This is a genomic window from Companilactobacillus halodurans, from assembly GCF_009600995.1.
Classification (GTDB): domain Bacteria; phylum Bacillota; class Bacilli; order Lactobacillales; family Lactobacillaceae; genus Companilactobacillus; species Companilactobacillus halodurans.
On record NZ_VDFO01000018.1, the window covers coordinates 12,120 to 37,146 of the forward strand.

Annotated in this window: 19 protein-coding genes; 17 read left to right on the forward strand and 2 right to left on the reverse strand. The window is 34.9% G+C overall.

The genetic code is table 11. From position 1 onward, the window contains the following. From FHL05_RS05875 to FHL05_RS05945, 15 genes are all read left to right on the forward strand, one after another. A complete protein-coding gene (locus FHL05_RS05875; RefSeq protein ID WP_153384742.1) occupies window positions 1-684 on the forward strand; it encodes a zinc-ribbon domain-containing protein in 684 nt (227 codons plus the stop codon). 11 nt (window positions 685-695) lie between these two features. Next, window positions 696-1,367 (forward strand): zinc-ribbon domain-containing protein, encoded by a 672-nt coding sequence (locus FHL05_RS05880; RefSeq protein ID WP_162000229.1) that lies wholly within the window; start codon window positions 696-698, stop codon window positions 1,365-1,367. A 17-nt stretch (window positions 1,368-1,384) separates the two neighbouring features. Further along, the gene (locus tag FHL05_RS05885; protein ID WP_153384744.1) at window positions 1,385-2,539 is read left to right on the forward strand and encodes a PrsW family glutamic-type intramembrane protease; all 1,155 of its coding nucleotides are present in this window, start codon (window positions 1,385-1,387) and stop codon (window positions 2,537-2,539) included. A gap of 1 nt (window position 2,540) precedes the next feature. After that, on the forward strand, window positions 2,541-3,539 hold the full coding sequence (locus tag FHL05_RS05890) for an Lreu_0056 family protein (protein WP_153384745.1): 999 nt from the start codon (window positions 2,541-2,543) through the stop codon (window positions 3,537-3,539). Between the two features lie 258 nt (window positions 3,540-3,797). Next, the gene (locus FHL05_RS05895; protein ID WP_153384746.1) at window positions 3,798-4,784 is read left to right on the forward strand and encodes a CAP domain-containing protein; all 987 of its coding nucleotides are present in this window, start codon (window positions 3,798-3,800) and stop codon (window positions 4,782-4,784) included. Window positions 4,785-4,933: 149 nt separating this feature from the next. Then, the gene (locus FHL05_RS05900; protein WP_153384754.1) at window positions 4,934-5,911 is read left to right on the forward strand and encodes an inorganic phosphate transporter; all 978 of its coding nucleotides are present in this window, start codon (window positions 4,934-4,936) and stop codon (window positions 5,909-5,911) included. An 11-nt stretch (window positions 5,912-5,922) separates the two neighbouring features. Next, complete coding sequence (locus tag FHL05_RS05905; protein WP_153384747.1) at window positions 5,923-6,549, forward strand: DUF47 domain-containing protein; 627 nt, start codon at window positions 5,923-5,925, stop codon at window positions 6,547-6,549. Between the two features lie 189 nt (window positions 6,550-6,738). Then, window positions 6,739-7,647: a serine hydrolase gene (locus tag FHL05_RS05910; protein ID WP_238706876.1), complete on the forward strand. Its 909-nt coding sequence runs from the start codon at window positions 6,739-6,741 to the stop codon at window positions 7,645-7,647. A 376-nt stretch (window positions 7,648-8,023) separates the two neighbouring features. Beyond that, the gene (locus FHL05_RS05915) at window positions 8,024-9,259 is read left to right on the forward strand and encodes an SLAP domain-containing protein (protein ID WP_153522253.1); all 1,236 of its coding nucleotides are present in this window, start codon (window positions 8,024-8,026) and stop codon (window positions 9,257-9,259) included. Window positions 9,260-9,563: 304 nt separating this feature from the next. Further along, window positions 9,564-11,378 carry a hypothetical protein gene (locus FHL05_RS05920; protein ID WP_153522255.1) on the forward strand — a complete coding sequence of 605 codons (1,815 nt, stop codon included), beginning with the start codon at window positions 9,564-9,566 and terminating at the stop codon, window positions 11,376-11,378. 170 nt (window positions 11,379-11,548) lie between these two features. Then, window positions 11,549-13,942 (forward strand): SLAP domain-containing protein, encoded by a 2,394-nt coding sequence (locus FHL05_RS05925; RefSeq protein ID WP_153384750.1) that lies wholly within the window; start codon window positions 11,549-11,551, stop codon window positions 13,940-13,942. Window positions 13,943-14,135: 193 nt separating this feature from the next. Next, window positions 14,136-15,368 carry a DUF389 domain-containing protein gene (locus FHL05_RS05930; RefSeq protein ID WP_153522257.1) on the forward strand — a complete coding sequence of 411 codons (1,233 nt, stop codon included), beginning with the start codon at window positions 14,136-14,138 and terminating at the stop codon, window positions 15,366-15,368. Window positions 15,369-15,481: 113 nt separating this feature from the next. Next, entirely contained in the window at window positions 15,482-16,021 is a 540-nt protein-coding gene (locus tag FHL05_RS05935; protein ID WP_153385587.1) for a dihydrofolate reductase family protein, read from the forward strand. Window positions 16,022-16,218: 197 nt separating this feature from the next. Beyond that, on the forward strand, window positions 16,219-20,274 hold the full coding sequence (locus FHL05_RS05940; RefSeq protein WP_153522259.1) for a hypothetical protein: 4,056 nt from the start codon (window positions 16,219-16,221) through the stop codon (window positions 20,272-20,274). Window positions 20,275-20,438: 164 nt separating this feature from the next. Then, a complete protein-coding gene (locus FHL05_RS05945) occupies window positions 20,439-21,086 on the forward strand; it encodes an NAD(P)H-binding protein (protein WP_153385589.1) in 648 nt (215 codons plus the stop codon). Window positions 21,087-21,131: 45 nt separating this feature from the next. Here the strand turns inward: FHL05_RS05945 and FHL05_RS05950 are convergent, their stop codons facing one another. After that, entirely contained in the window at window positions 21,132-21,998 is an 867-nt protein-coding gene (locus FHL05_RS05950) for a LysR family transcriptional regulator (RefSeq protein WP_153385590.1), read from the reverse strand. 116 nt (window positions 21,999-22,114) lie between these two features. Here FHL05_RS05950 and FHL05_RS05955 point away from each other — a divergent pair, with 116 nt between their 5' ends. Next, window positions 22,115-22,972: an aldo/keto reductase gene (locus tag FHL05_RS05955; RefSeq protein WP_153385591.1), complete on the forward strand. Its 858-nt coding sequence runs from the start codon at window positions 22,115-22,117 to the stop codon at window positions 22,970-22,972. 21 nt (window positions 22,973-22,993) lie between these two features. After that, window positions 22,994-24,037, forward strand: a complete 1,044-nt coding sequence (locus FHL05_RS05960) for a zinc-dependent alcohol dehydrogenase family protein (protein ID WP_153385592.1) — start codon at window positions 22,994-22,996, stop codon at window positions 24,035-24,037. Window positions 24,038-24,087: 50 nt separating this feature from the next. Here the strand turns inward: FHL05_RS05960 and FHL05_RS05965 are convergent, their stop codons facing one another. Further along, a complete protein-coding gene (locus FHL05_RS05965; protein WP_153385593.1) occupies window positions 24,088-24,975 on the reverse strand; it encodes a LysR family transcriptional regulator in 888 nt (295 codons plus the stop codon). Window positions 24,976-25,027: the final 52 nt, after the last annotated feature.

Here is a 25,027-nt window from a genome sequence, read left to right on the forward strand (position 1 = left end):
ATGTTTTGTAGCAATTGTGGAACTAAGATTCCTAAGGGGTCCAAATTTTGTCCAAAATGCGGTCATAAAGTAGGAGTTGCACCAACTGCTCAAAAGTCGGCTCCTCAAAAGCAGACAGTAGCTAACAATAAGGCCGTTAAGACAACACGTCCGAAAAAGAAAAAGGGTAAGTTGATTGCGCTATTGTGCTTAGCTGTCGTGGTAATTGGAGCAGCCTTTTTTGCTTATCGAATGGTTTATTATCCTAAAGTCGTCAAAGCAGAAGTCATAAAAAATGGATTCGTTAGTCAATATCGTGTCGATGCCAATGTCTTCTCTAAAAAAGTTATTATCACGCCAACCAAGGCAGAAGTTTCAAGTTTGGTTTTTGTGACGACTCAAAATGATTATTCTACTCATCAGATTGGTGCTGAAGAACGTTTAGCTAAATTGGAAAAAGAATTGCCCGGCAATTGGACTGTTCAAATCGTTCAAAACAGTTACTCTAATTCGCCACATTTACTTTGGGAATATTCTAAGGGTGAAGAAACTGTGCGTTATCAAAATTCAAATGAATTCAAAAGCGCCAAAAGAGCTTACTTAGATGCCAAAGCTAAAAAAGAAGAAAGTGATGGCGAGTTAAATTCAGCAATTCAAGGAGCAGTAGTCGGTGGTTTGATTGGCTCAGCTCTGGATAGATGGTAGGAGGGGTAAAAATGTTTTGTCCAAAATGCGGTACTAAGGTAGCTAAGGATGCAAAATTTTGCCCTAAATGCGGCCAAGATTTAACAGCTAAAAATAAGCAACCGGTTATTAAAGCTAAATCCTCAAAAGGAAAAAGCAGTATTTCGAAAAAAGCACCACGACATAATAAGAAATTGATTATGAGTCTGATTGCTATCGCGGTAGTTTTAATTGGTTATTTTGGAATTTATGCGCCAATGACAGTCCGTTCTGTTCTGGCAAATTCGGAGTTCACTTCTAAAAATGATTATAAGGTTAAAACTAATGCACTGAAGAGGACGATTGAAATCAATGCGGGGACTAGTCGAGTCGGCGATATTCAAGGAGCTTTAAATGATGATGAATTTGATACCAGTAAAATTGCGGTTGAAGAACAGTTGTCTCATTTAGCCAATAGTTTGTCTGGTCGAGTCATCGGTAACTGGAAGATTCAATGGAAACAACATCAATATAAAGAAAATGACACGATATTATGGCAATTTACTGGTAAGGAAGAGACAAAACGTTATCAAAATACCAAAGAATGTCGACAGATTCATCAAAAGATTTTGGAAAGTGAAGCACAACAACGGGCACAAGATACTCAGAATAATAACGATTCGGCTGCTATTGCTGGTGGTATTCTTGGATTTGGATTGTTTTAAAAAGAGGGGACTCAAACTTGGAAGATAAAGAAGATTTTATATTTTGCACTAATTGTGGGACAAAAAATAAGGCTGATTCAAAATTTTGTACGAAATGCGGTCAACCTTTAGTAACAATTACTGATGAGGGGATTGAAACTGACGATAGTCAAGCAGCACAAGAAATTCCACATCAATCAATCATTGATTCAGCGACTTCGCATTTAAACAGTTGGACTGGCGGACAAGGCTCAGTCAAGGTCAGTTGGAAAGAATTCTTTGGTCAAGTTTTTAAACCACATACTGAAAAAGAAGCTGAAGAAATTTTTAGTGCTGGAACTGAGAAAACAACGCCATCACTACAAGAGATTTCTAATGATAAAGTTCAACCTTGGTTGTTCTCGAGAATTTTGGTAACGATTTTATTGGCGGGAATTTTATTGTCGGTGCTCACGACTTTAAATACTGGAAATAGAATGGGTGATCAAATTGCAATGTTGGTAGTTATTGCTATTGCCGTCCCTATGTCAGCTTTAGTATTATTTTTTGAAACTAATGTTTATAAAAATATTAGTTTTTATCGTGTTGGGAAAATCATGTTAATTGGCGGAATATTGTCATTGATTGTTTCAATAATTGGATATCACGTTCTTCCTAACGATAATTCTTTAAGTTTTTTTAGTGTATTATTAATTGGATTTATTGAAGAGACTGCCAAAGTATTAGTGGCGGCTTACTTTGTTAGAAAATTAAATGTTAATAGAATTTTAAATGGATTATTAATTGGAGCGGCTGTTGGAACAGGCTTTTCCGCTTTTGAAAATATTCAATATATGGTGGATGGATATCAATTAGTATCCATGGAAACTGCTCTTCAAAGAACATTATTATCAATTTCTGATCACACTGAATGGTGTGCAATTGCGACAGCGGCATTAGTTATTGCAAAAGGGACTGGAAAGCTTACTAGCAACTCATTCTGGGATATGAGATTTTTACGTTTCTTTGGATTGGTAATGATAATTCACATGCTTTGGGATTGGAGTTTGTTTGATAGCTTTACCAATGTAAGATATATTGTTTTAGCAATTATTACCTGGGTAACCGTATTTGTTATGATTCATGCTGGTTTAAATGAAGTTAAGAGATTACAACTAAATTATCAAAATGATGAACAAAACGAGGGTGACTAATATGAAATGGAGTTTGAGACTGGCAACTTTAACTTTAGTTGGATTTTTATTTCTAACAGGATGTGGAAATCAAAGAATTGTGAATAGTAGTTCTAATTCTGGTTCTAGTTCCAAGACGACTAGCTCTGTTAAACATAAGAAGTCAAAGCCTAAGAGTACTAAGAAGAAAACTACATCTACATCAAATAAACAATCAACAACGTTAGTTTGGAATTCTCGAAAAGATAAACAATTGAATGAATTTATCGATCAATGGGCACCAACTATGAATCAGTCATATGTAAAATATGATGGTAAAAATTCTTTAAAGACTTCACCAGGCATGGTATATCCTGATGATTTGCCAAGGGTCAATGTTGAGGGTTCAAAAGCTTCGATTGCTTGGAGTAAGGATGGCAAAGGCGACAATTCTTATAATGTCGTCGCTATTTATAATTACAATGGAACGGTTCCACCACTACCTAATCACATTACTTACTTCTTTACTTTTCACAATAACCAGCCAGTTGTTTTGGTAGATCAAAGTCGTGATGGTACGCCTAATTTGTTGGAAACTAAGAATACGAAAGTCAAGGATAGCTTTGATTCTATCGTAGCTGGAAACTACAAGCCTAGTTCAGAAAATTCCAGTTCAGAAAATTCCAACAATCAAAAGCAGGCTACAATCAGTGATCCTAAGATTATTGGAGCTTTAGTTTATGAAAAAGCTAGAAACGGTGTTGATTTAACTAAGGAAGTAGACTTAGGCGTTTATACTGCCAATGGTAAATATTGGATTGGTACGGGAACATCAACATCTAATGTTGGTTTTACGATTGATGGAGATACAGTTCATTACTTTACTAAAGATATGGCTAATGCTGACTCTACAGCAGATGCTGAAGAAATTGAACATACTGTCAGTTTGTCTGATTTGGAATCACAGTACTATTCAACAAATGACCAAAAACAAATGATTCAAGATGTTGTAGGCAAGATGCCAGCTATTGAAAATCAGTAAATCACTTAATAAAATAACTAATAATATTATTGAATTAAGGATTCACTTGTTATAGACTGGCGTTGTAGTGATTATCGGAATTATTTTAGAAACAATTTTTATTTCAACCAGATAAAAATAGGGGATTTACTTTAAATGAAGATTATGTTGTAACAGTTTACATAATCATTTATGGCTGATTATTTTAAGTAGCTTCAATTATTTAATAGACGTGATTAATTTTTTTAATCAAATATATATATTTAAGGAGAGCATATCATGAAATTTTCTGCAAGAAGATCGGCAGTAGTTATTGCTGCTTTGGCAATGGCCGCAACAGGGGCTTTGAGTTTGAATCAAACAAAGGCGGATGCTGCCACGGTTGCAACTGTTAATTCAGGAACAACTGCTAGACTTTATACTAATCAAGGGAAGTTGATTACTAATAGAGCACTTTCTCCTAATAGTCCTTGGGCTGTTGGAGAGATTATTACCATTAATGGAGCAAAGTATTATCAAGTTGCTACTAATGAATATTTAAAAGCATCTGACTCTACTTTGAATAATGGTGCAACAAATACTAATGGTAATGCAGTTGGTACTATTGTTAATGGTGACGCACCAATTTATTACACAACTACTAAAGGTGAAATGCCAGCAGCTAGAAATCTAGCAAATGGATCACAGTGGCAAGTAACTCGTGCTATTAGAGATAACACTGGGACAACTTATTATGAAGTTGCACCAAATCAATGGATCAGTTCTAATAATATGAGTGTTAATAAATCTATCGAACCACAAAATATTGAAAACAAATTCATTGGTATTACAAACAATAAGAACGCTGATCAAACTGATCAAAATCAAAGTCAAACCCCTGATGTAAGTGCCGTTGAAGCTGCAATTTTCCAATCTATCAACGATGAACGTGCTACTAAAGGAATCGCTGCTTTGACACAGAATTCAGCTTTGACAAATACTGCTGAAATTCGTGCTAAGGAACTTTCAACTAAGTTCGATCACGTGAGACCTAATGGCCAGACGTGCTTTACAGCCTTCCCAAGTGGTGGTGGCACAGAAGAAGAGAACATTGCTGAAGGTTATACTGGTACAGCCTCAGAAATTGCTTCAAAAATTATGGATTCGTTCAGAGCTGAAAACTTTACTCCAAGTCACTACACTAATGTTATGTCGAGTGATGTAACAACAGTTGGTGTCGGTGTTTATCAAGATGGCAATGGAACTTATTTTTTTGCTATCAGATAATATTTTTTGAGATTACAAGCAAATTTTCTAAAGACAGCAATCGATGAATGCGCTATCATTAAATTAGATAGTGAATAATTTATCAAAAATCTTAGTCAAAGGTGTGTAATATTTTGAATATTGCCTTAATTGTAACCATCGTGCTTGTTATGGGAGTTATCTTCGTAAACGGTTGGACTGATGCGCCTAATGCCATTGCTACGGCAGTTTCTACTCGAGTATTAAGACCAAATGTTGCTATTGGGATGGCTGTAGTAATGAACTTTTTTGGTGCTTTAGTCATGACGTTTTTTAATGCGCAAGTTGCGGAGACTATTAGTAATATCGTCAGTTTTGACGGTGCAGGGAATTCTAGTCAAATTGCTCTAGCAGCTTCATTATTTGCAATTGTCAGTTGGGCTGTTTTGGCTTGGTGGTTCGGGATTCCTACTAGTGAATCGCATGCTTTAATTGCTGGGTTGACCGGTGCGGCCATGGCTTTGGGTGGTTTAGATGCCGTCAATGCTTCCGAGTGGTGGAAAGTCTTGATTGGATTACTGGTTTCCACAGTTTTCGGATTAGGTGCTGGTTATTTAATTACTAAGTTGATAATTTTTATCTTTCAAGGAATCAATCGAATTTTTGCCAATAAATTATTCACCGTTGGTCAAGCCTTTAGCGCTATGGCGATGGCCTTTTTACATGGAGCTCAAGATGGCCAAAAATTTATGGGAGTTTTCATGTTGACGCTTTATTACAATAATTTAGTTGATAAAACTGGCAATGGCTTCGACATTCCCATCTGGGTCATGGTTTTGTGTTCAGTCACAATGGGAATTGGAACCTCGATTGGTGGTAGAAAAATCATCAAGTCAGTCGGGATGGATATGGCTAAGTTGGAAAAATATCAAGGCTTCTCAGCTGATTTAGGTGCGGCCATCACATTATTCTTTTGCTCCTTATTTGGGATTCCTGTTTCCACAACTCATACCAAAACAACGGCAATAATGGGAGCCGGTGCAGCAAAACGAGTTTCGTCAGTCGACTGGAGCATCGTGCGTGATATGGTATTGGCTTGGGTTTTAACGTTTCCCGGTTGCGGACTAATAGCTTATCTAATGGCAAAATTATTCATAGTCATTTTCTAGGGGGAATTAAGATGATTCGAAAAAAGAAGTATGATTTTTTTAAAGCGATGCAACATTTGGCTGATGATGCTCTAAAGGCTAGCGGAATTTTGACTGAGATTATCAATAATTATGATCCGGCTAAGTTTTCTCAGGATTGCGAAATGATCAATAAAATCGAGTCAGATGGCGATGAAGATGTTAAAAAGACTATGAATGAACTCTATGTGGCTTTTATCACGCCAATTGATCGTGAAGATATCGTCCAATTAGTTGATAAACTTGATAATATTATCGATGGAATCAATGGATTAACTTACGAATTCTACTATTTAAATATTCAAGAGCTGCGTCCAGATACTGATAAATTTATGAATTTGATTAATGAAGCAGTTGAAGCGGTTCAACAATCAGTTGCCGAGTTTTCACATTTTAAAAATTCCAAAATGTTGGTCAAAAATATCGATAATACCAACAGAATTGAATCATTAGGTGACGAATTATATACCAAACACTTGCGGACACTTTTTTGCGAGGAAGAAAATGATCCACTTACTGTCATTAGATGGCAAAAAATCTATGGCGGATTTGAGAGAGTTTTAGATGCTTGTGAAGATTGTGCCGATGTTATGGGCGGTTTGGTTATTAAGAATAGTTGATTTAAGAACCTACCAATACATGTTTAGACTTGTTTATTGCATAGAAATGACAAAAAGTCGAATTTTAGAAAATATGTAATGGAAATGTATAAGTTTGTTAATTGAAATGCTCGTATAATGAGATTACTTAATTAATTATTGGAATGAGGTAATCTCATAAGAGTTCAAAAAAGAAGAACCAGAAGATATTTGAGGATATTTGTATTAGTTTGTCTAGTAATGGTTGGATTGGGTTATTACTTTAACAATTCATATGCTTTAGCGGATAGTGACAGTAATTCGAAAAAGCAGAGCAAAACAGAGCAAGCTATTAAGAAAAAACAAAAGATCATCAAGCATAATCTGACTAGCTATTTGAACAGTGTGACTGAAGATGGCACAGCCAGTGTTAGTTTTTACAATTTAGGTGCTGAGAATAGCAGCAATTCCAAAACCGATCAACTTTATCAAAAGGGTGATTTGCAAGTGGAATCTGACGCACATACAGTCAGAACAGCTGCCAGCACTTATAAATTATATTTGACCGCCTTTCTAATGAATCAAAAATTGAAAGGGAAATTTAGTTGGAACACGCAAAATACCGACAGTTTTAACAGAATGATAGTAAACAGTGAGAATGATTTTTCTGAAGAGCAGATTAATAAGTATGGAGCTGATACCATCAGTAAATTCGTTAAGAGTCAGGGTTGGTATCCATCGGTCTTTACAGAAGGCCAGGCTGCACAAACGACAAGTTACAGTCTGCAACTACTGTTAGAAGATCTGGAAGAAGGAACCGGTGCTTTCCAAAATAGTAGCGACCGTAGTAAAATCTTGAATTTAATGGGTAAACAAATCTATCGGACAGGTATTCCAACTGGAGCCCAAGAGGCAAAATCTGGAACGACCGTTCAAGATAAAGTCGGATTCTTAGATGATACTAATAATGATGCCGGAATCGTGACCTTGCCAAATGGACAAAGATATATTCTGGTAATCATGACTAATGGTCATAACCAAAGCAATTTGAGTGGTTTTCCAAGAATCGCTGAAATTGCCAAGAATGTTCAAGAGATTGTCTATGGAGACAACGCTGGAACTAAGATGATCAATTATTAAAATATTTTCGAATAAAAGGCAAAATCCTTAATTGGGTTTTGCCTTTTTTTATGTTAAATTTATATATTTTTTTAGATTATTTAGTAGCATCTTAAGGTTACTTTAACATTGATATTGTAGCTTTTATAACATTATCCTGAATTCAATACATTAATTAAGGATTGAATTTTAGATTAAGATTTTTATCAATAACATTCAAATAAATCATAAAACAAACATTTTCTTTTCAAAAATTATAATCATCCTTTATAAAATAAACTATTAAAAAATGACTTTTTCAAGCCCTTTTACTTATAAAAATAATTAAAACGTTTATATAATGAAGTCGTTAAAAGCGTATCTCTATTTTTATTACAGAAGGATAGGAGTGATGAAATTGAGGAGAAATAGGCTTTTATTAAATTTTAGACAGATATTATTAATAATTTTGATGGCCGTAATGGGCTTGACTTTTGTTTTAGGATTTAGTTGGCTCAATGTTCAAGCTGCTACGACTGATGATACAGATTCAGATAGTTTGTCACCGATAACCCTTGTAGAGTATGTTTATGTTAATGAAAAAATGTATTCAATAGCTAGACATGATGTTTCAGTGTCGACCTTGGAAGATGAATCTAAATTATCTTCTGATGTGGATGACGTTAAAAATCCAGAGAATGATACTAATTTAACCGATTTAACTTTTCATGAAGTTCTTTCTGTTGAAACTACTAATAGTCATGGAATTAATGGTAGATTAGAAATACCTGATTCCGATACGAATTATAGTCTTTCTCATATATTTAGCAGTTATATTCTTGATAAGATGAAATCAGATTCAATAGGAATGGAAGGTTTTGCTAATGGAACTGGTCAAGTAGATGTCTATCTTTACTATCTTACAAGCAATGACGATGCCACATGGACTCCAGAAGCCGTTAGCGAAGTAACCTTAAAGACTAACAAAGGCGATAAAACCGTTACAGTTAGAGGAGATACAAATTCAACAGTAAGTGTTGATGTTCCAGAAGTTTCTGGATATACACCAGATAAAAGTACTGTTAAAGTTGATATTGCTAATGACGGAAGTATGACAGTTGAAGATAATAGCGATGATAATCCTATTACTTATACCAAGGATGATACTTCATCAAGTTCAACTGGTACCGATACATCAGGCAATTCAGTTACACAATCAGGTTCCTCAGATTCAAATATTGTTGATAAGTCACAATTGGTATCAATCAATGTTGACAAGGGTGACGTCACACTTTATAAATTAGAGGATAATGCTTTTTCCAAAGTTACTAACCGTGCTTTGAGTCCAGCATCTGATTGGAAGAGCAATGCATACGTTGAAATTGATGGCGAGACATATTATCGTGTTGCCAATAACGAATGGGTTAAAGCTGATACAGTTTATGTTTATGAACCAGACAGCATAACTGTTGATACGAAGAACCAAGAAACTTCTATTAGAAATAGTGAAGATAAACAAATTACTAACCGGGCCTTAGCTAAGAACACAGCTTGGAAGGTTGATCGGATTGCTTATCTTGGTTCAAATGACACACCTTATTATCGTGTAGCTACTAATATGTTCGTTAGCGTTAACGATGTAACTAAAGAATAGAATTATAAATAAAAAGTAGGGAACTGGACATAACATGGTCAGCTTTCTAATATTAAGGTAAATAGCTCCTGGTAATTGTACTTTGATTACCAGGAGCTATTTTTTTGGTGCCAAAAATTGATATTTATAAAATTAATTCAAAAATGAATCATGACTGAATATAAAAAATCATCCTGCACAAAATAAAATTATATAAAATGGTTATTTATAAGACTTTTTTCTATACATGTTTATACAAAATGGATATACAATAGAATGCTGAAGCAGATATTTCTATTTTTATAAGAAGATAGGAGTGAATGATATGAGGGGAAATAAACTTTTATTTAATTTTAAACGAATATTTGTGATTTTTTTGATGGCAATGATTAGTTTTATTCTTGTCTTAGGATTCAGTCGTCTTAATGTTCAAGCAGCTACCGAAAGTGATTCAGATGATAATTTGTCTACAAAAATCACTTTTGATAAAACTACTAATAAATTGGAATTACCTGGAGTTTATGGTGGTAAAATTGTCACATCTTTTGACTCGGATACTCTTTCTCAAAACCAGTTGAGTCAATTAGATAACTTAAAAACTGGTGATGAAATTGTTGTGGATTTTAAAAGCCAACAAACCTTGAATGATAGTGACGGTAATACGTTTTATCTTACAATTGTTAAACCGGAAACAGATAAAAGTTCTAATGATAATGTTTCTTCCAATGAAGATGCCATTACATTAAAAAAAGATAAATCCGGAGATTTGGTGACGACAGACGATAATGCATATGTTGAAGTAACTTTGGGATATTTTACACATATCAATTTTTTTTATGCCACATCAAAAAAATTAATATATACAGAGACTTATCATATTAAAGGGCTTGTCGCAAACACACCCGTGAATCAAATATTAACGGGACTTGATGTTGATTCTGTGGATGAATTTGTTGGTTATGATTTCAGTGGTTTAGAAAGCGATGGTTTTGCTGTTACGGGTCCAGAATCTTTAGATAAAATTGATTTTAATAATTTGCAAGTTTCGGTCCCAAGAGAATACGTTGATATTACTGAAAATTATACTGTTGATGGGAAGCTATATTCCACTGCAGAGTTTAAGGAACCAATGGTTGATTTAATGGATGGCGAAGTAACCTTGAAAAATCCTAAATCACCTGAAAGCGAATTCGGTGATAAAATTAAACTGGATGATGAAATAAAGACTAAGCTGGGAACTGTCACTAGTGCATTCAGTATAAGTGGTACTGGAATCGACACTAGTGAAAAAAATCCTAGTCTCTCAGATATTATTAGTTTTGAGTTCTTTGCTTTGAAAAAAGAGGATACTTACATTGCTATTCAAGATGCAGCAAAATTTTCTAAATCACCTCTTGAAGTTACAATGAATTATACAAGTGATAATAAAGACCTCAATTGGGATAATGTAGAAGTTACAAAGATGGTAACGTTACAGACAAATTTAGGTGAAAAGTCAGTAGAAGTTCAAGGTAACATGAGTATGGAATCAGGAAAAGTTAATACAGTCTCAATTACGGTCCCTGAAGTTGCCGGCTATACACCTGATAAAAAGAATCTGACGGTTGATGTTGCTAGCGATGGAACAATGACAGTCGAAGATAATAGTAAGGATAATCCTATTACCTATACTAAAAATGTCGCCTCATCAGGCTCAAATAATGCGACTACTTCAAAGTCAAAAGTTACTGATAAGTCACAATTAGTATCAACCTATGTTGACAAGGGTGACGTCACGCTTTATAAATTAGATGGTTCTACATTTTCCAAGATTACTAACCATGCTTTGAGTCCAGCTACTGACTGGAAGAGCAATGCATATCTTGAAAATAATGGCGAAAGATATTATCGTGTTGGCAATAACGAATGGGTCAAAGCTGGTACAGTTTATGTATATGAACCAGAGAAACTTACTGTTGATACTAAAAATAAATTAACTTCTATTAGAAACAGTGAAGATAAACAGATTACTAACCGGGCCTTTGCTAAGAACACAGCTTGGAAAGTCGATCGGCTTGCTTATCTCGGTTCTAACAATGCTTTGTACTATCGTGTTGCTACTAATATGTTCGTTAGCGTTAATGATGTAACTAAAGAATAGAATTATAAATGGAAAATAAGACCTAGAAATTCTCTAGGCCTTATTTTTATACGCAGATTATGAAATTGATGTTATTAATTAATTTATATCTTTTGAATGTGTAAAGTATAAAATGTGATGTAAAAAATTATTAAGTGTTATGCTGAAGATGACTGAAGGGGGAACCAGTCATGAAAAGAAATTTTAAATATTTTAGTAGTGCAATAGCTTTAACGCTTTTAGCAATTGCACCAGTTGCAGTTCCCATTGTTACTTCTGATACTGGTGCTATTAGTGTTCAAGCGGCTGATAGTCAAACGCAACAAAGATTGGATGCTGATGATAAATCAAACATGGATTCAGATCCTAACGTTCCAGGTTCATCTGAATATATGATTTCTAAATTCATGGATCAATTTGATAATCGTTATGTAGCTAGTACTAAAAGTTTAACCACTGTACTTCAAGATATAGCAAATAATACAGATCATGCATTTGGTGGCACAACTGGAGCTGGATATCCATACTTTAGTAAAACTAAACCACAACATATTTATGATATGCAGAATGATGTCGGAGTATCTGCTTTAAAAGACAGTAATATTGTAGAAAAAAATGGCACAGGTAGAACCTATTTTAAGGATTCTAGTAACCAAAAGCAATATTATAACAATGATGTTTTTGCGTATATGTCTATTGAATATCAAAAAAATGGTAAGTGGACGCCTGCTACATTAGATAGTGAAAATGATATTGAGAAATTTATTTATCAATTGGATGGAGAAAATAAGAATAATATTGATGTTAGTGGACTGCAAAGTGGTAGTATTTCATTTCCATTGAGAGTTACAATGCATGTGGTTGCATCAGATGGAAGTGAAAATGCTCCAGATTTGAAGAATGTTGATGCAAAATATTTAACAAAATCATTCACAATTAATCCTAGTACGATGGATATAACTGAAGATAAGAATCCAAATTCAATTCATGTTGGAGACAAACTTTCCACCATTACTAAAAATGATAAATTAGCTGTTACGGATAATTATTCAAATGACAGTGATATTGTGAATAATTACTTGGATAAGATGGAAACACCTCATTATGGAGGCATATTTACAACACAGAAAGATGCTATCAGTTATGCTAAAAGTAATAATTTTGACCCTACCAATTTGAGTAAGGGTAATATCAATAGTAATGAATTGAAAATAAATAGTGATGGAACAGACGCCACTATTGAAAAGCCTGGTACTTATTACCAAGTGGTATCTTATAAATTGTCGGATGGTTATTCTAATACTGGCGATAAAGTTAAAGATGAAAATGGCAATGATACCAATTCTTATCAACTCAATGGGGATCAGGCTATTGGATATATGTTTTCCAAGAATGGCCACGATCCACTGACCGATACACAAATATTGTTATATGATACGACGATTAATGGTTCACCTGCGACTGAGGGAACAGATTATGTATTTAATAAGAATGCTGAGACACTTACGACTGTTCGTAAAATCGTGGTTACTGGTTCTGATACGCCATCGGATCCAATCACCCCAGTTTCAATAAATGTTGATAGTAGTGACAAAAATAAAAAATTAGACGTTTCTAAAGATGTATTGAAAAATGTTAATGATGAAATAGCTGCTGCTCCAACGCAAAGTGATTATTATGACAGTAATCCGCTTAGTAATGCGGATGCTAAAAAAGTTACTGACGCCTTGGATAATCCCGGAAGTTATTATCGAGAGTTGAAATATACATTAAATGATGGATATTCGGTTTATAATTATGACTTTGGTCAAAATGCAAAAGTAGATTATGATGCTAATACTGTTACTTATTATCAAAAGGTAACAGTATTGCCAGATTCTAGCTCCAATTCAAGTACTGCATCTAATTGGAAGACATCTGACGTTAATGATGTTGTAAGAACCAAAAATGACCAGCCAAAATATACATTGAACAATGATGATGACCAGGTCATTAATAATCCTATGATTGACGCAAATACTAGTTTAAAGGTTGATAAGGTACGTGTTGATCAGTATGGTAATAAGCAATATCATATTGCTGATGGTGAATGGATCAATGCAAATTACGTTACTTTAGAGTCTTCCATCACTGATGTTAAAAATGATGATGGTGTTTTGTACGTTGACAAAACTAGCTCTGATTATAGACTTTATGATAATAATGGTAATGAAATTAATAATCGTGCATTAGATAGGAACACTTATTGGGCAGTAGATGAAATAGCGAATGATAATAAGGGCAATACGTATTATCGTGTAGGGACTAATGAATGGGTCAAGCAAGTTGACGGAGTTCATTATCCAATTCCACTGTTTTTGCATGATATTCAAATGAACAGGGGAATTCTTCACTTAGATGATACAAACCAAAATTACACGCTCTTTAATGAGAATGGTCGTAGAATTAATAATCGTGCTTTAGCTGAAAATACTGATTGGAAAGTCGATAAAACAGCTAAAGATTATGAGGGCAATACATATTATCGTGTAGCAACCAATGAATGGGTTGAACAAAGAAATGGAGTTCACTATCCAGCTAGATAATATGAATGCCAAGATTGCTAACCACGTTTTGACCAAAATAGCAATATAAACGATGAAACTAAAGAATGATACTAACTCTGCAATTTTAAATACTTGCAGAGCTTTTTTGTTGCCCACATTAAAGGCTCTTAACTAATAAATAATCTAGTTAAGTTGTAAAATATAACTAACTAGTATTTAGGAGAGTTATACGATGGATAATGATAGTGAGGAATTATTAAAATCTGATATTATTGACCGAAACGTCCGGCAGGGTTTAAATCTTACTTGGCTCAACTTTGCGGTCCTATTTTGTGCTACGATCATTGCCAGCGTTGGGTTAAACATGGATTCGGTTGCTGTTATTATTGGAGCTATGTTGATTTCACCCATTATTGATCCAATCATTGGTATGGGCTATGGTTTCGGCATTCGTGATTCAAAGTTGATTGAAAAGGCCTTTACTGTTTATTTAATAGAAGTCGTCGTGGCTTTGATAGCCTCCGCAATTTACTTTTCGTTGTCGCCAATTAAAGACGCCAGCAGTCAAATCATAGCGCGGACGCAACCGGCAATTTGGGATGTTCTAGTGGCCTTCTTTGGTGGTGTTGCCGGAATTATCGGTTCAGCCAAAAAAGATCCTGGAAACATTTTGCCCGGAGTAGCGATTGCAACCGCTTTGATACCACCACTAGCAACTGTCGGATATGGGATGAGCCAGTTTAAGTGGACTATTGTGCTGAGCGCCGGCTACTTGTTCTTGATCAATACCTTCTTTATTGCTCTAGCAACAATGTTAGGAACACTTATCTTTAATTTTAGAAAGAAAAAAGTGGCAATTCCTTGGAAAAATCAGCTGTTTATCATTGCTGCTGTCGTTATTATTGCCATTCCTAGTTTGGTGTCTGCTTCAAACTTGGTTAAAGAAACATATAATGAGGCACAAGTTACTAGTTTTGTAGATAATGAATTACCGGAAGTTTACGTCGTTAATAAAGAAATTTCAGGTAAAAAAATCAAATTGACAGTAATCGGTAGCGATATTAAAAATTCAGAAATAAAAGCTTTGGATAAAAAACTACCTGAATATAAATTAGGCGATTACAAATTACAATTACAACAAATATCAAAGGGTAATTATTTAAGTGTCAGTGCCTTTAAGAAGTATGTCAGTCAGGAAAGTTCCAGCAGTATTTCAAGCGATGCCTCGGATACCAGCGATAAGACTTTATTAAAACTCAAGCAACGATTGAATAAAAAATATCCTGATATAATAGATAAAATTTATATTGGACAATTAGTTGAAAAAAATGGCAGCGATAAAACAATTGTCTTAATCAGACTCAAAGAAGATAATCAGGATAATCAAGCAAAGGTTAAGAAGTACATTCAATACCAAGCAGATGATCTGGGTATTTCACCAACGATTCACTTCACTAATAATTAATAACTATTAATAAAATACTTTCTGTACATTAATAGGGATGTTGGAAGATTTATAGTAGCTGTTTCAATATTAATGGTTATATAATTAGGCGAAACGAAATGGGGGATAGACAAATGACACGTAAAGTTATCTTATTCGTTACTCAAACATTAGACGGTTATATTGCAGACGCCGGCGGTAATATCGACTTCTTGTGGAATTCAGATTTCACCAATGGCGATTCTGCTGACAAAGAATATGAAAAATTTGCCAAACGCGTTGATACAGTTGTGATGGGACGTCACACCTATAATCAAATCGTTAATGATATGTCCCCAAATAATTATCCCTATGCCGATTATGAAAACTATGTCATGACAACTCATCCCTTAGACGATGCCGATAATATCCATTTTATTAATGGGAAAGTGGCTGAAGTTATTCAAAACCTCAAAGAAGAATCCTCAAAGCGTGATATCTGGATAATTGGTGGCAGTAATGTCATTGCTCCATTAGTCAACGCTGATTTAATTGATATTTATCATATTGGAGTGGTACCCGTTGTTTTGGGTAAAGGTATTCCACTATTTTCTGATGCAGTAAAGTTTAAAGAATTGAGTTTAAATTCAGTCAAGAAAGTTAATGAAATTGTTTATTTGGAATATGTAAAATAAGTTATCTTGTGAGAGATTTTAAAGATAAATTGAATTAAAAAATTAAGATAGTTTAATTTCCTGAAAATGGATATTAAACTATCTTTTTTTGTAAAAAATACTTCAACATTTTATTAGTATTATTGATAAATTGAATAAAAATATATTTATAAAGGTGTTAAACTTAAAATGATTAATAATGGGGGAGGGGACAATTTATGAATAAGAAAACAAAATATATAGGGAGTGCAGTTGCAGTGGCTCTTTTGGTCGCTGGTGCGCCTGTAATTGTCCCTATGATAAATAATCCTACACAAATACAGGCCACAGCAACGACCTATGATCCTAATAAGCTTTATGGTGAAATTAATGACGGTGTCGTTATTAACTCTGATGATAATTTTACGCAAGCGTATTTTACTGCTTTTAAAAACCAATTTGTTAATCAGTATATTTCTAGCCAAACCATGTTGGATATTTTAGGAGGAAATAAAGACGAATACGAGAAATATAATCACTATTCTTATTTTGACCCTCAAAATCCTGCAGAATTTAAAGATTTTCAAGACGATAGTTTTGTTAAACTTTTAAAAAGTGAGCAAAGTATAAATCCTTTTGAAAAGGAATTTGTTACTGAATATAATGATACGAATTATTATTTCCATGATGTCCTTGCTGATATTAAAATTACGGATGCTAATGGAGATCAAGTTCAATTAAGAGATGTAACTGATTATGATAATGCAATTACTAGCTTTACTAATGGTACGATACCGTTTCCTCTACATCTTACTGTCCAGTTATCTACCGACCCTAAAGAGTCACGCTATAATCCATCAACGCTAACACGATTAGATTCAGACTTGACCGATATTACTTTTACTATTAGCCAAAATAAATTTGATATTACGCAAAAAAATAGTTCAAACCATGTTGGAAATCCAGTTGATAGTAGTTCTCGCAATGGTGACTCTCTTTCAATTACCGATGACGCTAATAAGGATGGTAATAAAGGCGTATTGCCAGCTTATGGTAAGAGCTTGTTTGATAGTAAGGATGATGCAATTAATTATGTAAAACAGGAGGGAATTAGTCCCACTGCTTCAAATCAAGGTGATACTAAAGCGATTGATTCAGACGGCAAGATTGCTAAATCAGGAACCTATTATCAAACAGTGTCATATAATTTAAAAAAAATTGCTGAGGGCAGTGATACAGCTCTCTCAGCTATGATTTCTGGAGGAGAAGATACTAATACTAAGAGAAGTGTTCCCACATACGATACAAAAATAACAGATGGTGTAAATAGTAAGAAAGCTGTTGAAGGAACTGATTTCGTAGTCAATAATGGTTGGCTGACAGTAGTTCGTCAAGTAAGCGTTCCATATTATGTTAGTCCTGAAATGGAAAAGCAATCTGTAAATGTTGGCGATTCTTCTGATGGTGCAAGTAATGGAGCTTCTTTAATTGAAAGTTCTGGTAATGATTTAGGTATAATTCAAACTACCTATGGTCATAAATATTACACTGATTCATCTGGAAAAATAGAAGATACAGATGTTGAAAATGATTCGAAATTTAATAAGTCTGGTATTTATTATCGAAAAGTAACTTTTACCTTGCCTAATGTATCTGACTTAGATTTTTCACAAGAACCAATCGATGAAACTGAAAATACCGTCACCTTTATGCAAGAAGTTGATGTAAAGGGTTCAGTTGACAAGAATATCGAAACCCCTACGCTGTCTCTTAATTCTTCATCAAATTCAAATGAAGCTACTGGTGATAATGGAACAGAAAATGATAATACTTTGAAAGACGCTAATGGGTCTTCCTTGGTAGATAATAGCAAGGGTGATTATTTTGGCATAAGTTTTGGCACGAATTATTATGAATATGATTCTGAAAAGTATAATAATGATTCAGAATATGTTTCTGATTTGAATTCTAAAGTTTGGGATAATGATTCTGAACAAGCTACACAGAATGTACTAGATGAAAACGGTAACTTTATAAAAGCAGGTAATTACTTACGGACAATTGAATTTTATTTAACGGATGGTGCAATTGATACTCATACATTTGGGAACGATAGTTCATCTTATAAATTGGATAGAAAAAATAATACTGTAACTTATATTCAAAAAGTTAATATCTCTCCCATTAAGATTAGAGTTAATATTGCTCCAGTAGTAGCTCAGAAGGGATACACCATGGTTGCTGATAGTACTGATTGGATCCTTTTAAATGGAGTAGCTCAATTAACTGACGAGAATAATAAGCCATATTATACAATCAGCAGTACTATTGGAGTAAATATTTATAATAATCTACAAGATGCCTTAACGGGTGAAAATCCACATTTATCAAGTGATACTTTTAAATCCGGTGTTCTTTATTATCGAACTATAACTTTTAAAGTGGATAAAAATGATGATGTTAATAATTATGTGTTTGAACCAAGTGTAAGTACTATATCCAATTATATTAAAGATGAAGAAAATAATACGATTACTTTTGTTCAAGAGATTACAGTTGAAGATAGTGTTAAAGCAACAGTGCCTGATTTGAAAGTTTATCCTGGAACAAAGTTTTCAGATATAAGTAAAGATATCAGTGGCTTTAAATTAATTTCACAATCGAACCAAGAACCTTTAGATGGTTCAGCACGACTTATTAATTCGAGTGATTTGGGTTCAAGCGGTAGTGATATATTGTATTTTCCAGCAGATGCAGAAGGTAATCCTGATATAAGTTTACCGGTAGGCTATAATAATACAAAATTTGGTGAGATATATTATCGTATAATTGGATTTGAATTAGCACATAATCAACCAGATTATAATTTTGATAATGATGATAAATTTGTTAAACTCCTTAATGATAATACTCCAATGTATCTCCAAAAAATTAGTGTCGTAGCACCAGTAAATGAACAAATTACCACTGTTTATGGCAAGAAGGGCGATTCTGTTAGCTCAATTGATATGGGTGACAATGATTTAACGATTGATAGTAGTATTACTGACGGCAACAATTCAATTATTTATGGTGAACAGACCACAGTTGGTGACGAGTATTTTGCTAATGCTTCAGATGCTATCAATAATAATAGTGAAAAATCATTAGGTTCAACTATTAAAGGTACGCCGGGCACCTATTATAGAAGTATTACTTTTTTTCTAAAGATTAATCCAGTACTCAAGAATGATCCATCAAGTTATTACGAATTTGATGGTGACGAAGGTACTGACTATTTGATTAACTATGGTGTGATGGTCACCCTTGCACAACCTATTGTTGTAGAATCAGAGTCTACTGGCGGATCTGGTTCTAATGTTAATGATGATTGGACTTATTTAGATATGTCTGGAGTAATTACAACTAAGAGCAATCAACCATATTACACTTTAAATAATGATGATAATGATTCAATTTCAAATCGGAAATTGGCTGAGAACACTTCTTGGAAAGTTGATATGTATCGGACTAACAAAGAAGGTGTCACACAATATCGTGTCGCAACAGGAGAATGGATTGACGCTGAAGATGTTATCCTTGGTGAACCAAACACTGGTGACGATGATTGGACTTATACTCCAGTAGCTGGTGTTGTTACAACCAAGACAACCCAAGATAATTATGCATTGGACAATCATGAAAACGACCAAATTGGTAATCGTGGTTTAGCTGAAGACACCGCCTGGGTAACCGATTGGTATCGGACAAATCACGAAGGCGTCGAACAATATCGTGTTGCCACCGGTGAATGGGTCAATGCCAACGATGTTATCTTTAAAGATGCTTCTTCAGGTGATTGGACGTACACAAGAATCAACGGAGTTGTTACAACCAAGACAACTCAAGACAATTATGCATTAAACAATCACGAAAATGACCAAATCACTAATCGCGGTCTAGCTAAGAACACGGCTTGGATAACCGATTGGTACCGGACAAATCACGAAGGCGTTGAACAATATCGTGTTGCCACCGGAGAATGGGTCAACGTTAACGATGTTTACTTCAAGCAGACTGGTTCAATCGATGCTTTATCGAATCTGACAAAGGTTGACGGAATCGTTAACTTGGATGCAAGCAGTTCGTATTACAGTCTCTACAATCAAAATGGTCAATTAATTTCAGATTATTCATTAGCCAAGAATACTTCATGGAAGGCAGATTATCGTGCTCAAGACGACGCTGGTAATATTTATTATCACGTTGGCAATAATGAGTGGATCAAAGTTGTTCAGGGAGTTAGCTTTGAATAAGACTAAAATTTAAATAAGAAAATCCACTGGTTCAAGTAATTGAATCGGTGGATTTTTTTGGAATAAGTATGTGTGACACGTATGCTAGCATAACTAACAAGTAATTTTTTAAACTGAGAGGTGAGATTATACTGGATTCATCAAGTCAGTTAGAAGGAAATAATATGAAGAGAGTTTTAGTTTTAGGCGCTAATGGTCAAGTCGCCAGAATCGTGGAGAGCAGGATTTTGCAAGAGCAGGCAGATGTGAAATTAACCTTGTTTTTGCGCAACAGCAGTCGTTTGGATTCACTGAAAAATAATGAGAACGTCACGATTGTCGATGGGGATGTCACTAATTTTAATGACGTCAATTCCGCTATGAAAGGCCAAGATTTAGTTTATATTTCAATGGTCGATCACACTTCTGACAATATTATTACTAATAATGTCGTTAAGGCGATACGGGCAAATAAGGTTTCACGGATTGTAGCAACCAATTTACTTGGTATCTACAATGAAGTACCTGGTGAATTCGGTCGTTGGAATTATAGTATGGTCAAAAGTGGCTTGCCAGCGGCCATTAATGCGGATAAGATTCTGTCAGAATCAGGTTTAACTTATACGACACTTCGCTTCCCCTGGCTAAATGATCGTGATGAGGTTAAGTATTCGATTACTCATAAAGATGAAGAATATGTTGGAGTATCTGGTTCACGTCAAAGTATGGCTGATGTTATCGTTAAAATTATCTCCGATTCAAAATATTTGGCGAACGATTCAGTCGGAATCGCTGATCCCAATACGCAAGGTAAAGATAGACCGGTATATTAATTCAAAAAGGAAATCAGACGTTTTAAATCGTCATGATTTCCTTTTTTATTGTAATTTATTCCAAGTGTTATGAATTTCTTTGATCAAGGGATTCAGTTGTGATTTCTTTTCTTTAAGGTAGGTGACATATAAATCCATTGAAGCATCCTTATCACTGATAGGAACTTTGATCCGATCGTCATTTTCAATTAACGAACGGTCGACTTTAGATATATTGGTAGTGAAATAAGGGAAATTTGAATATTGGGTGATTTCTGAAAAGGCAGCCCTTTGAGCTTGATAAAGAAATTTAGCATCAGGAATCTCTTGTTGGATAATATCTTTCCAAACTCCGATGTCAGTTAAAACGATAAAGCTAAGTCCTTTTAATTGTTTGAAGGTAACTGAATTCAAACTAGCTAACGCCATGAATTTATCCAAATTAACTGATAATTTTTCAGTTCCAATATAAAGTGATTCTACAGCGGGTGTTTGGAACTCTTGGTTGGTGATAATTATGGAATAGTTATTTTCAATCAAGCTTTGTGTCACATTGTCAGTTGAAAAAAGGGTTTTGTCGACTTTAACATTTTTGGCTAAATCTTTCATCGTATCGAATAAAATTAAAGGTCCAGGGACGGCAGAGGCAACTTTAATAACTCGATGTCCCAAATCAAAATTCCTTATATTGTCGTAGAATTGTTGGTTGGCTTTTAATACCCCTTGAGCTTCAGTGGCAGCTAGTTCACCTGTTTTAGTTAAGGATATTCGATTGGGCTGACGATTGAATATTTGTACGCCTAATTCATCCTCCAGCTTTTGCATTCCACGTGTAACAGTCGGTTGAGTTACCATCAGGTGTTCAGCAGTCGCCGCCAGTGTGCCATACTTTTTAAATGCGACTAGTTCTTCAAGCAAATAGTTATCGATCAAAGAAATCACCTCTTAGTATTCGATAAACGCATACTACCATTCCTATTTAGTAATTTTCAAGCAAAGACAATCAGGATAGTATAAACATTGTTAAAGAGAAAAACGGAGGCAAAAATATGCAAACAGTTAAATTAAATAATGGCATCGAAATGCCACAATTAGGATTTGGTGTTTTCCAAGTTACCGATTTGAAACAATGTGAACAAGCAGTAGTTGATGCTATCGATTCAGGCTACAGATTGATCGATACTGCGGCAGCCTATCAAAATGAAGAGGCTGTTGGTCGTGCTATCAAAAAAAGCGGCATTGATAGAAAAGATATTTTTTTAACATCAAAACTTTGGGTCTCAGATGCTAATTATGAACGTGCTAAAAAAGCCATTGATACTTCTCTTGAAAAATTAGATACCGATTATCTTGATTTGTACTTGATGCACCAACCTTATGGGGATGTTGCTGGAGCTTGGCGTGCAATGAGTGAAGCTTATAAAGCTGGTAAAATTCGCGCTATTGGAGTTTCTAACTTTTACGCTGACCAAGTTAAGAACCTTGAATTATCAAATGAAGTTAAACCAGTTCTCAATCAAATTGAGGTCAGTCCTTGGTATCAACAAAATAATGAAGTTAAGTTCAATCAAGGCGAAGATATTCAAGTTGAAGCATGGGCACCATTCGCTGAAGGTAAACATGACATCTTTACTAATGAAACGATTGCTAAAATTGCCAAAAAATATGATAAGTCAAATGGTCAAGTTATCTTAAGATGGTTGTTACAACGCGGCATCGTAGTTATTCCTAAGTCAGTTCACAAGAACCGTATGGAAGAAAACATCAATGTTTTTGATTTTGAATTGTCAGATGACGACATGAAAGTTATGTCCTCATTAGATAAACACGAAAGTCAATTTTTTGATCACCGTGATCCAACAACAATCGAACAAATCTTTGGTTCAAGCTTAGCAAATTTAAAATAATCAATTAGGAGAGTTCAGACTTTGAAAGCAGCAACATTTGTAGAACCAGGAAAAGTAGAAGTCAGAGATTATGATATGCCTAAGATTCAACAACCAACTGATGCAATCATTAAGATTGTTCGTGCCTGTGTCTGTGGATCAGACTTGTGGTGGTACCGTGGAATTTCTAAACGTGAAAAAGGCTCAACTGTTGGTCACGAAGCTATCGGAATCGTTCAAGAAGTTGGAACAGATGTTAAAGACGTTAAAGTTGGCGACTTTGTAATTGCTCCATTTACTCATGGTTGCGGTCACTGTGCTGCTTGTCTAGCTGGTTTTGACGGAGATTGTATGAATAAAGAAGCTGGTGGCAACGGTGGTTATCAAGGTGAATACTTGAGATTCATCAATGCCAACTGGGCTCTAGTTAAGATTCCTGGTCAACCAGAAGATTATTCAGATGAGATGCTCAACAATTTCTTAGCTTTGGCTGATGTTATGGCTACTGGTTACCATGCTGCAGCTAGTGCTGAAGTTAAAGATGGCGATACAGTTGTTGTCATGGGTGATGGTGCTGTTGGACTATCTGGCGTTATTTCTGCTAAATTACGTGGTGCAAAACGTATCATTGCGATGAGTCGTCATGAAGATAGACAAAAATTGGCTAAAGAATTTGGAGCAACTGACATTATCCCTGAACGTGGCGATGAGGCAGTTGAAAAAGTTATGAAGTTAACAGATGGCAATGGTGCTGATGCGGTTCTTGAATGTGTCTGGACTGAACAATCAGTCGATACGTCTGTTAAAGTCGGCCGTCCTGGTGCCATCGTTGGTCGTGTCGGCGTTCCTCAAAAACCAGAAATGAATACTAATAATTTGTTCTGGAAGAATATTGGACTTCGTGGTGGAATTGCTTCAGTTACAACCGATGATAAGAATATTTTGTTAGATGTTGTTTTGAGTGGCAAAATTAACCCTGGAAAAGTCTTCACTAAGAGATTTACGCTTGATCAAATTCAAGATGCTTATGAAGCTATGGATAAGCGGACAGCTATCAAATCATTGATTATTGTCAGTGATAAGTAAATTTTAGAAAATAAGATAGAAAAAGAACACTTTATGAATTCACGCGAAATTTATGGAGTGTTCTTTTTAATAGTAGTCTGTAAATCATCTAAAAATAATTTTCCAACATTAGGCAAATGACGGTCTTTACTCCAAATAAGCGTGTTAGGGTCAGTCAATTCTGGTTCCAAGGGTCGAAAAACTAAGCCCGTATTGGAAGGCGAATCAATCAAATCATCATAAGTCAAAGCCATGCAAGCGCCAGTTTTGACCAAGAGGGCAGCGTTAAATATCAGATTATAACTGCCGACAAAATTGAATTGTTCATACAATCCATTGCTCCATTGATTGAGCAATTGGTGTTCTTTAGCTTGGCGTGACGTTATCAAAGTTCTCCCCAATAAGTCGCTAGGTTGAATGCTTTTTTGATGAGCCAGCTGTTCATCTTCACGCATGATTACACCCCAACGGTTTTTAGCAGGTAAGACTAAAGTATTGTAATTGCTTAAATCGCGATGTCCCATGATAACGCCAAATTCCAAGACGCCACTGTCTAGTTCAGAGAGGATTTCCTCGCCGTCACCACTGTGGAGATTGATATGAACCTCGGGATACTTGTGTAAAATATTTTTAACAGCTTCCATAACATACTTGATGGCGATACTTTCGCCCGCACCAATATCTAAGGTTCCACTAACTACGTCTTGTTTTTGCAAGTTGTAGGTCGTTTTGTTGACTAAACCAATGATTTCTTCAGCTCGTTCTAACAAATAATATCCCTCTTGAGTCAGTTGAATGTGGCGATGCTTACGTTCAAACAGCTTGATTCCTAATTCGGCCTCGAGTTCTGAGATTTGTTTGGAAAGTGCCGGTTGTGAAACGTGCAACATCCGTGCAGCTTTTGACATGTTTTGTTCACGTGCGATAGTAACGAAATAACGAAGAACTCTGATATCCATAGGTTTGCCTCGATTGATAATTAAAAGTTATAGTAATTGATTATTAATAAGT